General features: G+C 71.5%; 10 protein-coding genes. 6 read left to right on the top strand and 4 right to left on the bottom strand.

From position 1 onward, the window contains the following. The first annotated feature begins 91 nt into the window (after positions 1-91). Both MFF61_RS00855 and MFF61_RS00860 read left to right on the top strand, forming a co-directional pair. Positions 92-1,345, top strand: coding sequence for a VpsF family polysaccharide biosynthesis protein (locus MFF61_RS00855; protein WP_238233218.1), 1,254 nt, complete (start codon positions 92-94; stop codon positions 1,343-1,345). Further along, positions 1,339-2,859, top strand: a complete 1,521-nt coding sequence (locus tag MFF61_RS00860) for a glucosamine inositolphosphorylceramide transferase family protein (RefSeq protein ID WP_238233219.1) — start codon at positions 1,339-1,341, stop codon at positions 2,857-2,859. The genes MFF61_RS00855 and MFF61_RS00860 overlap by 7 nt, the downstream gene beginning before the upstream one ends. A gap of 49 nt (positions 2,860-2,908) precedes the next feature. On the opposite strand, the gene MFF61_RS00865 is transcribed toward MFF61_RS00860, so the two are convergent. Together MFF61_RS00865 and MFF61_RS00870 are read right to left on the bottom strand one after the other, a co-directional pair. Next, positions 2,909-4,294: a hybrid sensor histidine kinase/response regulator gene (locus MFF61_RS00865; protein WP_373324548.1), complete on the bottom strand. Its 1,386-nt coding sequence runs from the start codon at positions 4,292-4,294 to the stop codon at positions 2,909-2,911. 10 nt (positions 4,295-4,304) lie between these two features. Next, positions 4,305-5,465 carry an FIST N-terminal domain-containing protein gene (locus MFF61_RS00870; RefSeq protein WP_238233220.1) on the bottom strand — a complete coding sequence of 387 codons (1,161 nt, stop codon included), beginning with the start codon at positions 5,463-5,465 and terminating at the stop codon, positions 4,305-4,307. Positions 5,466-6,159: 694 nt separating this feature from the next. Between MFF61_RS00870 and MFF61_RS00875 the strand changes: the two genes are divergently transcribed. After that, positions 6,160-6,822, top strand: coding sequence for a response regulator (locus tag MFF61_RS00875; RefSeq protein ID WP_238233221.1), 663 nt, complete (start codon positions 6,160-6,162; stop codon positions 6,820-6,822). Positions 6,823-7,007: 185 nt separating this feature from the next. Here MFF61_RS00875 and MFF61_RS00880 read toward each other — a convergent pair whose 3' ends face one another. Beyond that, positions 7,008-7,865 (bottom strand): LysR family transcriptional regulator, encoded by an 858-nt coding sequence (locus MFF61_RS00880; RefSeq protein ID WP_238233222.1) that lies wholly within the window; start codon positions 7,863-7,865, stop codon positions 7,008-7,010. Positions 7,866-7,956: 91 nt separating this feature from the next. On the opposite strand from MFF61_RS00880, the gene MFF61_RS00885 reads away from it, so the two are divergent. From MFF61_RS00885 to MFF61_RS00895, 3 genes are all read left to right on the top strand, one after another. Beyond that, the gene (locus tag MFF61_RS00885) at positions 7,957-8,337 is read left to right on the top strand and encodes a tautomerase family protein (protein WP_238233223.1); all 381 of its coding nucleotides are present in this window, start codon (positions 7,957-7,959) and stop codon (positions 8,335-8,337) included. Between the two features lie 176 nt (positions 8,338-8,513). Continuing rightward, positions 8,514-10,577: a carbon starvation CstA family protein gene (locus MFF61_RS00890; RefSeq protein ID WP_238233224.1), complete on the top strand. Its 2,064-nt coding sequence runs from the start codon at positions 8,514-8,516 to the stop codon at positions 10,575-10,577. Positions 10,578-10,582: 5 nt separating this feature from the next. Next, the gene (locus MFF61_RS00895) at positions 10,583-10,807 is read left to right on the top strand and encodes a YbdD/YjiX family protein (RefSeq protein ID WP_238233225.1); all 225 of its coding nucleotides are present in this window, start codon (positions 10,583-10,585) and stop codon (positions 10,805-10,807) included. 258 nt (positions 10,808-11,065) lie between these two features. On the opposite strand, the gene deoA is transcribed toward MFF61_RS00895, so the two are convergent. Beyond that, positions 11,066-12,376, bottom strand: a complete 1,311-nt coding sequence (gene deoA / locus MFF61_RS00900; RefSeq protein ID WP_238233226.1) for a thymidine phosphorylase — start codon at positions 12,374-12,376, stop codon at positions 11,066-11,068.

The raw sequence follows: 12,376 nt of genomic DNA on the forward strand, positions 1-12,376 counted from the left end.
TGTTAACCGGACCGCGCGTCTTCTGTGCAGGAGCCGGGCCGTCGGCGAGGCAGAACGGCGCAGCGGGGCGGCGATGAGCGGGATCGGATCTGTGCCCGCGGCGCGGCCGGATCATCCGGCGACGCCGCTCCTGACGGCGCTGTTCCTCGCCTACGGCGCGCTGCTGCTGATGCGCATCGGCCTCAACGGGCGCCTGCTCGACCTCGCGATCAACTACACGGCGGATGGCGGCTCGATCGTCGAGAAGATCCACCCGACCTTCTGGGGCTTCCTGGCGGTGGGCGGGATGGCCCTCGTCAGCTTCCGCATCACGCTCGATGCCTGGGAGCTGCGGGTGGTGCGCGCGCTGCTGGCCTTCTGCGGCGCGGTGTGCGGGCTGCTCGCCTTCGCGGTCGTCACCGGGCGCAGCGCCTCGGTCGGCTACCTGCTGGATTCCTACGTCGCGCTCATCGTCTTCGCGCTCGTCTTCGTGTTTCCGGTGCCGTGGCGGCGCGCGCTGGGCCACGCGCTGCTCGGCTACATGGTGGCGGGCGCGCTGCTGGCGATCGTCGAATTCGCGCTGCGCTTCAGGGTGATGCCCTTCACCGAGGGCGAGGCGGTGTTCCGTCCGACCGGGCTGACGCCGCACCCGCTCGAACTCGGGCTGTGGTGCGCGGTGGGCATCGGCTTCACGGCGGCCGGGGACTGGTCGCGCGGGACCAAGCTCGCGGCGGGCGGCCTCCTGCTCCTCGGCTGCGTGGTTTCGGGGGCGCGCCTCGCCACGCTGGTGGCGGGCGCCTGCACGGTGCTGGTGCTGGTCCAGGGCATCGGGGCCGGCCTGTCGCCGCAGCGCCGGCGCGAGCGCCAGATCCTCGTGGTGCTGGGCGTGCTGCTGGTCGGGCCGGTGCTGCTCGGCGGGCTCGCGGCGGCCGGGGCCTTCGGCCGCTTCGCCGGCGGCATGGCGGACGACAACGCGATGGCGCGCGTCCGCGTCTACGAGGTCTTCGGGCTGCTCTCCTGGCACGACCTGCTCGTCGGCGGGGACATCAACGCGGTCGTGAAGCTGGTGCGCGAGCGCTACGACCTGCCCTACATCGAGAGCGCGCTCGTCATCTTCGTGGTGCAGCTCGGCATCCTCGGCACCGTGCTGCTGCTCGGCATGCTGGCGCGCCTCGTGCGCATCGTCCTGATCGGCGCGGCATGGCCGGTCACGATGGCGGTCGTCGCCTTCTTCGTCGTGGCGCTGAGCAACAACGGTCTGGCGACGAAATCGTCCTCCGTCTTCCTGCTGCTCGGCCTCGCCATCACCCTGCACGCCTCCCCCGCGACCGTCCGCTCCGCGGCCGCAGGTGCCCGCCGATGCTGAACGCCCCGCTCTCCGCCGGCGCCGATCCGGCCTCGCCGGTCCTGCCCGATCCCGTCGCGTCCGGCATCCGCCGCATCCGCGTGCGCCTCGACCCGCTGCGCCTGTGGCGCTGGCAGCTCTGGCTCCTCGACGCGCTGGCGGCCCGGCCCGGCCTCGCGGTCGAGGTGGAACCCGTGCCCGGGCGCCCCTACCCGGCCGCGCTGCGCCTGCTTCTCGCCCTGGAGCGGCCGATCTTCCGCCTCACCGGCGCGCAGGCGGCCGATCTCCTCGACCCGGAGGCCCTGCCCGGCGCGTGGCTGGGCCCCCAGGGCATCCCCGACCGCACCATCGACCTCACGGGCGCACCGGGCGGCGGCGCCCTGTCGCCGCTCTACGACGGCGAGGCCGGCGACGAGGCGCTGATCGGGGCGATCCTGGAGGATCGCGCGGTGCGCCTCTCCTTCGCGGGGGCGAGCCCGGCGCTCGGCCCCGATCTGCGGCCGGCGATCGAGAGCCGCACCGTGCTGACGCGGGCGCTCAACCGGGTCTTCTCCACGGTGCTGTCGCTCTGCCTCGCCGAGGCCGGACGGCGGCCGGCGAGCGCAGGCGGCGGGGCCGCGGCGCCCGCGCGCCCGATCGGCGCCGGGGCGGTCGCGGCCTTCGCGGCCGCCACGCTCGCCCGCAAGGCGGGGGATCGCCTCACCGGCCTCTGCGTGCGCGCGACCCGCTGGCGCGTCGGCTGGCGGCAGCTCGCGCACGCGGACGACTTCCTCGGCCTGACCCGGCGCCTGCCGGAGACCGGATACGCGGTGCTGCCCGACGACGGCCGGCGCTACTACGCCGACCCGTTCCCGTTCTCGGCGCAGGGGCGGCGCTGGCTCTTCGTCGAGGAATACTGCTACGCCCGCCAGAAGGGCCTGATCGCGGTGGCCGAGGTGGCGGAGGGCCGCATCGGCCCGGTGCGGCCGGTGCTCGAAGAGCCGCATCACCTCTCCTACCCGTTCGTGTTCGCGCACGAGGGCGCGGTGTTCATGATCCCGGAGAGTTCGGCCTGCGGCCGGGTGGAGCTCTACCGCGCCCGCCGGCTGCCGGATTCCTGGGAGCGGGTGGCGGTGCTCCTCGACGGGATCGCGGCCTCCGACGTGACGCTCACCCGCGCGGACGGGCTGTGGTGGATGTTCGCCGGCACGCATCCCTACCAAGCCTCGGTGCGCGACACCCTGAGCCTCTTCCACGCCCCCGACCTCCTCGGCCCCTGGACGCCGCACCCGCTCAACCCGGTGGTGGTGGACCTGCGTCAGGCACGGCCCGGCGGGCAGTGCTTCCGGATCGACGGGACCCTGTGGCGCCCGGTGCAGGACGCCACGGACGGCTACGGCTCGGCGCTGGGCCTGTGCCGCGTCGACGACCTCACCCCGCTGACCTATCGCCAGACGCTCGCGGCGACGATCCGGCCCGGTCCGGCCTGGGCGCGTGACGGGCTGCACACCCTCAACCGCGACGGCCTGTTCGAGGTGGTGGACGGGATGTTCTGAAGAGCGATCGTCCGACGTGGACTGCCGCGGCGTCGGGTTCCCGCCCCGCTCAGTTCCGCGTCAGCAGGTGCGCCAGCAGGGCGCGCAGCTGCGCCGGCTTGATCGGCTTGTGGATCAGCTCGCAGCCCACCGCCCGCACATGCGCCTCGACCTCCGCGGAATGGTCGGCGGTGGTCACCACGGCCGGGATGTTGCTGGCGTGGATCGAGCGCAGCCACGTCACCGTGTCGAGTCCGCAGGCGCCGCCGTCGAGGTGGTAATCGGCGATGATCACATCCGGGACCCAGGTGGAGCCGGGCATCAGGCGCATCAGGCTCAGGTGGTCGCGGGCCGCGAGCGCGTAGGCGTCCCAGTGCTGAAACAGCCGCGCCAGCGCTTCGAGCGCCCCCCGGTCGTTCTCGATCACCGCGATGCGGGCGCCCGTGAGGCTCGTCGGCAGGACGACCGGCTGCACGGGGCGCGGCGCCTCGGGGGCGGCTTGCGGCAGCATCAGGGTGAAGCGGGAGCCGTGGCCGACCCGCGAGGCGAGCGTCAGGCGATGGCCGAGCGCCTCGGCGGAGCGGCGCACGATCGAGAGGCCGAGGCCGAGCGCGATCTCGCCATCCACGCTCTCGCGCCCGCCGCGGTGGAACTCCTCGAAGATCAGGTCGCGGTCGGCCTCCGGAATGCCGGCCCCGGAATCGATCACGTCGATGCGCACCCTGTCCCCGCGGGGGCGCGCCGCCACCAGGACACCGCCGGTCTCGGTGTAGCGGATGGCGTTCGACACGAGGTTCTGCAGGATGCGCTGCAGCAGCAGCAGGTCGCTCGACACCCAGAGGCCGCCGGGCCGCACCGCGAGCCGCAGGCCCTTGCGGGCGGCGAGCGGGCCGAAGCTCGCCTCGACGCTCGCCATCACGTCCGCCACCTTGAGGCTGCGGGGCGCCGGCTGGATCAGGCCGGCATCGAGCTTGGAGATGTCGAGGAGCGTCTTGATCAGGTCCTCGATGGTCTGGAGGCCGCGCTCGACCTGGCCGACGATCGCCTCCGCCTCCCGGCTCACCGCGAGGTCGCCGAGCGCGGAGAGCGAGAGCCGCGCGGCGTTGAGGGGCTGGAGCAGGTCGTGGCTCGCCGCGGTCAGGAAGCGGGTCTTGGAGCGGTTGGCCCGCTCCGCCTCCTCCTTGGCGGCGGTGAGCGCCTGGTTGGAGCGCTCCAGGCTGCGCATCAGCGCGGTGAGTTCCTCGGTGCGCGCCCGAACCTGCCCTTCGAGGGTGATCGCGGTCTGGAACAGCGAGTAGGCGGAGCCACGCTGGTCCATCGACCGCTCGACCTGCGACATCAGGGCGGCGTTGATGCGCTCCAGCTTGGCGATGCGCCGGTGCAGCGCCTCGGTGTCGTCGCGGGTGTCGGGGGCGGGCGCGCCGTCGAGCAGGCCGATGCTCATGAACTGGCTCATGGACCGGGTCTCACGGAGCGGCTTGCCGGCCGATCGCGATGCCGGTGAAGGTCTGGTTGAGGTGCATGGAACGGAACTGCTCGCCGTAGGTCTCGAAGCCCACGACGTTGTAGCGGCGGTAGAGGTCCGAGATGCTGTGGCGGACTTGGTGAAGCTCGGCGTCGAGGCGCCGCAGCACGCATTCGAAGCCGATGACGAGGTCGAGGCCGCCGAGATTGGCGTCGAGCCGCGCGAGTTCCTCGCGGGTCGCCTCGACGATGTCCTTCTGCCGCGCCAGCGTCAGCACCACGCCCTCGTCCACCGCACAGTGGAAGCTGAGCGAGCCGTCCGGGTTGAGGTGACGGATCGAGCGGCAGAAATAATCGCCGCCGATGCGCACCACGAGCGGGTTGGCGGCGAAGTTGGCGGGCGAGAGCGCCTGGAGCGGCAGGCCGAGCGCGCGGGCGTACTCGGCCGCCGCCGGCTCGGCGTTGAGTTCGCGCACGGCCCGGCTGTCGTGGTCGGTGTCGGTGACGACGAACTTGACCTCGGTCGGCTCGAAATTGTGGTTCTTGAAGATCTCCACCGGGAAATCGGTCTCGACGAGCAGCAGGACCGCGGCGCGCCGGTGCACCTGTCCGTCGTGGATGAGCGCGGTGTCGCTGAAGGTGAGTTCGTCCCCCGCCGAGCCGCCGACGAGCGGGATGCCGTCGAGCCCGGTGGCCACCGCCGAGATCACCGTCTCCTCGGAATTGGCCAGCCCGTCGATGAGGGTGATGGCGAAGCGCTGGCCCCCCTGCCCGATCGCGTCGAGATCCGCGCGCAGCGTCCGGATCGAGGCCGCGGCGCGCTCCGCGTCGAGCTGGCCGATGCGTTCGAGCAGCGCGGTGGCGATGCGGAACCCCTCCCGCGGGAAGGCCACCGCCACGAGGCCGCGCGCCAGCCCGCCCATCGGGCTGATCTCGCCCGAGGAGGTGCACCCCGAGACGCGCACGCCCGGGAAGTGCCGGCCGAATGCCTCGGCCAGCGCCTCGACCCCGTAGGTCGGCGAGAAGAAGATGATGAGTTGTGCCACCCGGCCGCATTCGAGCGCGGAGGCCAGAGCCGCCACCGCCGTCTCCGCCGCGGGCTCGTCGGTCCAGGCCGTCTGAATGCCGCACAGGTGCGAGCACGAACGCGTGCCCTGCGCCACTGTTTCTCTCCCAGGCCCGGCCGCGCTGCCGGGTGGCCGCATTATGCGGCGCGGGCTGGGTCGTTGCAACGGCAGGGAGGGTGGTGTGCCGGTTAAAGCAGGGTGCGCAGGCGCAGCCGGTGCGGCAGCTGCGCCTGCGCTGGGGATCGGGGCGACGATCGCCCCCGCGATCGGCGGCCGCACCCGAGAAGGCGCGCCCGCCAGGATGCCGGCCCCGATCCCGCCTGCTTCGCGGCGACGTTTCCTCCGACCGCTGAGATCACCACGATAGGGCCGAGCGGCGCCCGGCGACTATTGGACCAAGGTGCAGAACCTTCCGGGACGTTGCGTCAACCGATCCTTTCATACCAAAGCACACTAGAAGCAGACCTGCCGTCCATGCTAGGCCGTTCACACAGTCAAGCGGTTCGTATTTACTCACTATTCGTAGATGCCGTCGGGGCGCATCGTCCCGGAACGACAGTCGGGGACGCCGCAGCCTCGACCCGATCCAGCCGGGCCGTGCGGGATACACCCGCCGGATCCGCATGCGGGGCGATGGGGCACAGGCCAGGAGGCCGCGGCTCCGGCTCCCCCGGCAGCAAAGGGATATCGCAGTCCGATGGTGGGATTGACCCGTCCGGCCAACCATGTGCTTCCTCATCGCGGGAGGACACCGGACGACACGCCGGCGCCCGTCGCGGAGGGGTCGGACATGCACCTGATGATCGTCGACGACCACCCGCTGTTCCGAGAAGCCCTGACGAGTGCCGTGCGCCTCGCGTTTCCGGCGGCGGCCGTGGAGGAGGCGGACGGCATCGACAGCGCCTGCGCGGCGCTCTCGCGGCTGCGCTCGGTGGATCTCACGCTGCTCGACCTCACCATGCGCGGCGTCAACGGCTTCGACGGCCTCATCGCCATCCGCACCCGCTTTCCCCGCATCCCGATCCTGGTGGTCTCCGGCCTCGACGATCCGCGCATCGTGCGCGAGGCGCTGAGCCATGGCGCGGCGGGCTTCGTGCCCAAGGCCGCCGGCAAGGCCGTGCTGACCCGGGCCATCACCGACGTGCTCAACGGCTCGATCTTCGTGCCCGAGGGCATGGGCGGCCCGGAGGGCGAAGCGCCCCGCAGCGGCAAACCGCCGATCGCCGAGCGCATCGCCGAACTCACGCCCCAGCAGGTGCGGGTGCTGCTGATGATCCGGCAGGGCAAGCTCAACAAGCAGATCGCGCACGAACTCGGCGTCGGCGATTCCACCGTGAAGGCCCACGTCTCCGAGATCCTGCGCAAGCTCGGCGTCATCAGCCGGACCCAGATCGTCATCGAGACCGCCAACCTCGATTACGAGCACATCCTGTCGGAGCAGAGCTCGGGCTAAGCAGATTTCGCAAAAGTGGTCGCCGGTTTTGCGATAAAAATCTGCGAAAAAACAAGAACCTAAGCGGACGAAGCGTTGGCTTGCCAACGCAAGTCTGCTTAGGGCCTGCCGGCAGGGCGCAGACGCGCTCGTCTCGCGAGCCACGACGCCGTCACGTCGCGTGTGCCTTGCCGCCGGATGCCCCGCTAAACCCGCACAGCGCTCCGGAAGGCCGCCGACAGGGCCGCGAGGGCTTGGCGCGGCGGGCCGCCCCTGACCCGCGTGTGGAGCAGGATCGGCAGGCGCGGCAGGGCCGGCAGGCGGAGCCTCGCGCCCACATCGACGACGCCGAGCGGCAGCATGCGGGGCGCCAGCGCCGCCACGCCGAGACCGGCCGACACCGCCGCGGCGACGGCCGCGACGCCGCCGCCCACGAAGGCCTCGGTCCAGGGGATGCCGGCCTCGTCGAGCAGGCGCCCGGCCATGGCGCGCACGCCGCACGGCTCGGCGAGCGTCGCCAGAGGCAGCGGCTCGGTCGCGCGCGGCTGCCAGCCGGGCGCGGCGAACCACCCAAACCCCTCCTCCGCCAGGACCTCGCCGTCGTCCCGGCCGACATGCAGCCGGGCGATCACCACGTCGAGTTCGCGGCGGTCGAAGCTCTGCAGCAGGTCGCCCGAGGAGCCGATCCTGATCTCGATGAGAAGCTGCGGGTCCTGCGCGTTCATCCGGGCGATGAGGGCCGGGAGATCGGGTCCGGCGACGTGGTCGCTGATGCCGATCGCGAGGCGCTGGCGCGTCTCTGCCAGGATGGCGAGGGCGCGGTCATGGGCCTCGACGAGTTCGCGGGCGCGCTCCAGGAAGACGGCGCCCTGGGGCGACAGCTGCACGTAGCGCGGCGTGCGGTCGAGCAACCGGCAGCCGAGCCGGTGTTCGAGCCGCTTGACCCGAAGGCTGATCCCGGCCTGCGTCGTTCCCGTGGCCTCGGCGGCGCGGGTGAAGCTCGCCAGTTCGGCCACGTGAATGAAGGCCCGGACCGCATCGAGGTCGAGAGGAGCCGCAATCATCACGCATCACTATTTTTGAAATCAGCTTCAATAGCATATCGAAATGAAGGGGCGCCGTCTACACCGGCGAAGGGCCACAGGGAAACCCGCCATGCCGCTCACCTTCATCGCAATGCGCGCCGGACAATCCGATGCCTACCGCCAGGCGATCTTCGACGGCCTGTACCGCGCGATGCGCGAGACGTTCAGCGTGCCGGACGATGATCAGTTCATGACCATCACGGAGCACGATCCCGCGAATTTCCGCTATGGCGCCACCTACGGCGGTATCGATCGCAGCAGCAACGTGATCTTCGTACAGATCAGTGCCATGAACACTCGGACGGTCGAGCAGAAGAAGGCGCTCTACCGTCGGATCGTAGAACTCCTCGGCGAGGATCCCGGCATCCGGCCGGAGGACATCCTGATCAATCTCGTGGAGGGCGCCAGGGAGAACTGGTCGCTCGGCCGCGGCCTCGCGCAATACGCCTGACGCCGGATCGGGGCGGCCCGCCTCGCCGCGCGTGGCGCCCACCCGCGCCGTCGAACCCGCGGAGTGCAGCGGGCGCCGCATTCGGCGCAGGGAGGTCTAGCCGCAGGTGGAAAGGGACCTACCATTGCCCCAATACTAACGGCCGCCGTCGCGGCCGATCCCGGGAGCGAGACGCCATGACCGCCATCCGGAATCACGGGCCGTGGGCCCTCGTCGGTGCCCTCGGTGCCGCCGCCCTCGCCATCGTCGCGACCACCCGCGGCGAGACCGTCAACGCCCTCTGGATCGTCGTCGCGGCGGTCTCGATCTACCTGATCGCCTACCGCTACTACTCGCTCTACATCGCCCGGCACGTGATGCGGCTCGACCCGAACCGGCCGACGCCGGCGATCCGCCACAACGACGGGCTCGATTACGTCCCCACCGACAAGTACGTGCTGTTCGGGCACCATTTCGCGGCGATCGCCGGGGCCGGACCCCTCGTCGGCCCGGTTCTCGCCGCCCAGATGGGCTACCTGCCGGGCCTGCTCTGGATCCTGGCCGGCGTGGTGCTGGCGGGCGCCGTGCAGGACTTCATGGTGCTGTTCGTCTCGATGCGCCGCGACGGGCGCTCGCTCGGCGAGCTGATCCGGGCCGAACTCGGCACGATTCCCGGCATCATCGCGCTGTTCGGCGCCTTCATGATCATGGTGATCATCCTGGCGGTGCTGGCGCTCATCGTCGTCAAGGCCCTGGCCGAGAGCCCGTGGGGCACCTTCACGGTGATGGCGACCATCCCGATCGCCATGCTGATGGGCGTCTACTCGCGCTGGATCCGGCCGGGCAAGATCGGCGAGGTGTCGATCCTCGGCTTCGTGCTGCTGATGCTGGGGATCATCTACGGCCAGACGGTCTCGACCGACCCGACCCTGTCGGCGATGTTCACCTTCACGGGCACGCAGTTGTGCTGGATGCTGATCGGCTACGGCTTCGTCGCCTCGATCCTGCCGGTCTGGCTGCTGCTCGCCCCGCGCGACTACCTGTCGACCTTCCTCAAGATCGGCACCATCGTGGGCTTGGCCCTGGGCATCCTCGTGCTCGCCCCGCATCTGCAGATGCCCGCCGTGACGAAGTTCGTGGACGGCACCGGCCCGGTCTGGTCGGGCTCCCTCTTCCCATTCCTGTTCATCACCATCGCGTGCGGCGCCGTCTCGGGCTTCCACAGCCTGATCTCGTCGGGCACCACCCCGAAGCTCATCGACAACGAGGTCAATGCCCGCTTCATCGGCTACGGCGGCATGCTGATGGAGAGCTTCGTCGCCGTGATGGCGCTGGTCTCGGCGAGCGTGATCGATCCGGGCGTCTACTTCACCATGAACGCGCCCGCGGCCATCGTCGGCACCACCCCCGAGACCGCCGCGGCGGCCGTGACCAGGATGGGCTTCCCGATCACCCCCGAGGCGATCCAGCAGACCGCCTCGGATGTCGGCGAGCACACCATCATCTCGCGGGCCGGCGGCGCGCCGACGCTCGCGGTCGGCATGGCCCACATCATCTCGAACGTCGTCGGCGGCAAGGCCATGATGGCGTTCTGGTACCATTTCGCCATTCTGTTCGAGGCCCTGTTCATCCTCACGGCGGTCGATGCCGGGACCCGGGCGGGCCGCTTCATGCTGCAGGACCTGATCGGCGTGGCGGTGCCGGCCTTCAAGGATACCGCCTCGTGGGGGCCGAGCATCGTGGCGACCGCTCTGTGCGTCGGGGCCTGGGGCTTCTTCCTCTATCAGGGCGTCACCGACCCGCTCGGCGGCATCAACACGCTGTGGCCGCTGTTCGGCATCTCGAACCAGATGCTCGCCGCCATCGCGCTCACGCTGTGCACGGTGGTGATCTTCAAGATGAAGCGCGAGCGCTACGCCTGGATCACCATCGTGCCGACCCTGTGGCTGGTGGCCTGCACCCTCACGGCCGGGCTGCAGAAGGTCTTTTCCGCCGATCCCCGCGTCGGCTTCCTGTCGCACGCCGACCGCTACGCGGCGGCGCTGGCGGAGGGCAAGGTGCTGGCCCCGGCCAAGGACCTCGACCAGATGCGCCAGATCGTGTTCAACGATCGCATCGACGCGGTGCTGGCCGTGCTGTTCGTCGCGGTCGTGGTGGCGATCGTCGCCTTCGGGGTGAAGTCCTGCCTCACCGCCTATCGCGCCCGGACCTGGACCGCCCTGGAGGCGGATCCCCAGGGCGCCCCGGCCGCGGCGGAGTGAGCGTCATGGCGCAGCCATCCGAGGCGTTGCGCGAACGCTGGGCGCTCCTCACCAAGTGCGTCTGCGACGGCGCCCGGCTGATGGTGGGCCAGGGCAATTACGACGTCTACGTCGCGCATGTCCGCAAGACCCACCCGGATCGGGAGCCGATGACCCCGACCGAGTTCTTCCGCGACCGCCAGAACGCCCGCTTCGGCGTCGGCGGTCGCGGGGGATTCCGCTGCTGCTGAGGGCGGCCTCCCTCCGTCGCAGGCGCGTGCGGCGTCCGGTTCATGGCGTGGGCCGGCGCCGCGCCTTGTCCCGGACGCGCGATGGAGCAGCCGCGGCCGGGTTTTTCGGGGCGCTCGGCGGGTAGAGCCCTCAGGCGGGCCGCAGGCCTGTGCGCAATCGCCAACGGCCCTCACTCCCGCACGCGCCTTTCGCATTCGGCCATCGTCGAGGGAGATCCGGCGGTGCTCGCTCTCGCGACCCGCCGAGGAGCCAAAACCTCACGCGATCCGGGCCAGGATCGGATCGCCGCTGGGCGCCGAGCCCTCCCCGATCCGGTAGGCCGCCTGCACCGCCGCGACGGCGCGCTCCGCCGCGGCCTCGCTGCGCGCATGCACCGTGGCGAGCGGCTCGCCCGCACCGACCTCGCTGCCGAGACCGGCAAGGTCGGTGAGGCCGACCGCGTGGTCGATCGTGCCCTGCGGCTTGGTGCGGCCGCCGCCGAGGCCGATCACCGCCAGGCCGATCTCGCGCGTGGCGATGGCGGCGACGCGGCCGGCCCGGGGCGCCGGCACCGGCCGCCGCACCGGGGCGTCGGGCAGGTGCCGGTCGGCGCGCTCCACCACGTCGGCCGGACCGCCCAGGGCCTCGACCATGCGGCCGAACAGCTCCGCGGCCCGCCCCGAGGCGAGCGCCGCCTCCAGCCGGGCGGTGGCCGCCGCGTGATCGGGGGCGAGGCCGCCCAGCACCAGCATCTCGGCGCCGAGCGCCAGGGTGACGGCGTGGAAGCGCGGCTCGCGCCGGCGGCCGGTGAGATAGTCGAGGGCGTACACGACCTCGACCGCGTTGCCGGCGGCGCTCGCCAGCGGCGCATCCATGTCGGTGAGGACGGCGCGGGTCGGCAGGCCCGCCCCGTTCGCCACCGTGACGAGGCTCTCGGCGAGCGCCTGCGCCTCCTCGCGCGTGGCCATGAAGGCACCGGAGCCGGCCTTGACGTCCATCACCAAGCCGCCGAGGCCGGCGGCGAGCTTCTTCGAGAGGATCGAGGCGGTGATCAGATCGAGCGACTCGACCGTGCCGGTGACGTCGCGGATCGCGTAGAGCCGCCGGTCGGCCGGGGCGAGGTCCGGCGTCTGGCCGATGATGGCGCAGCCGACATGCCGCATGGCCCGCTGGAAATGCGCGACGTCCGGCGCGGTGGCGTAGCCCGGAATGCTGTCAAGCTTGTCGAGGGTGCCGCCGGTATGCCCGAGGCCGCGCCCGGCGATCATCGGCACGAAGCCGCCGCAGGCCGCCACGAGCGGCGCGAGCGCGAGGCTCACCGTGTCGCCGACGCCCCCCGTCGAGTGCTTGTCGAGGATCGGGCCGGGCAGATCCCAGGACAGGACCGTGCCGGAGAGCGTCATGGCGCGGGTCAGCGCCACGCGCTCCGGCAGCGACAGGCCGCGCCAGCACACCGCCATGGCGAAGGCCGCCGCCTGCCCTTCCGTGACGTGGCCCTCCGTGAGCCCGGCGATGAAGCGCTCGATCGCCTCGGGCGGCAGCACCGCCCCCTCGCGCTTGGCCCGAATGATCTCCTGCGGCAGCAGCAC

The sequence above is a fragment of the Methylobacterium isbiliense genome (assembly GCF_022179325.1).
Classification (GTDB): Bacteria; Pseudomonadota; Alphaproteobacteria; order Rhizobiales; family Beijerinckiaceae; genus Methylobacterium; species Methylobacterium isbiliense.

Coding starts and splice junctions, on each gene's coding strand:
- MFF61_RS00875 (WP_238233221.1), top strand. CDS start 6,160: ATGCACCTGATGATCGTCGACGACCACCCGCTGTTCCGAGAAGCCCTG.
- MFF61_RS00860 (WP_238233219.1), top strand. CDS start 1,339: ATGCTGAACGCCCCGCTCTCCGCCGGCGCCGATCCGGCCTCGCCGGTC.
- MFF61_RS00890 (WP_238233224.1), top strand. CDS start 8,514: ATGACCGCCATCCGGAATCACGGGCCGTGGGCCCTCGTCGGTGCCCTC.
- MFF61_RS00880 (WP_238233222.1), bottom strand. CDS start 7,865: ATGATTGCGGCTCCTCTCGACCTCGATGCGGTCCGGGCCTTCATTCAC.
- MFF61_RS00885 (WP_238233223.1), top strand. CDS start 7,957: ATGCCGCTCACCTTCATCGCAATGCGCGCCGGACAATCCGATGCCTAC.
- MFF61_RS00865 (WP_373324548.1), bottom strand. CDS start 4,294: ATGAGCCAGTTCATGAGCATCGGCCTGCTCGACGGCGCGCCCGCCCCC.
- MFF61_RS00895 (WP_238233225.1), top strand. CDS start 10,583: ATGGCGCAGCCATCCGAGGCGTTGCGCGAACGCTGGGCGCTCCTCACC.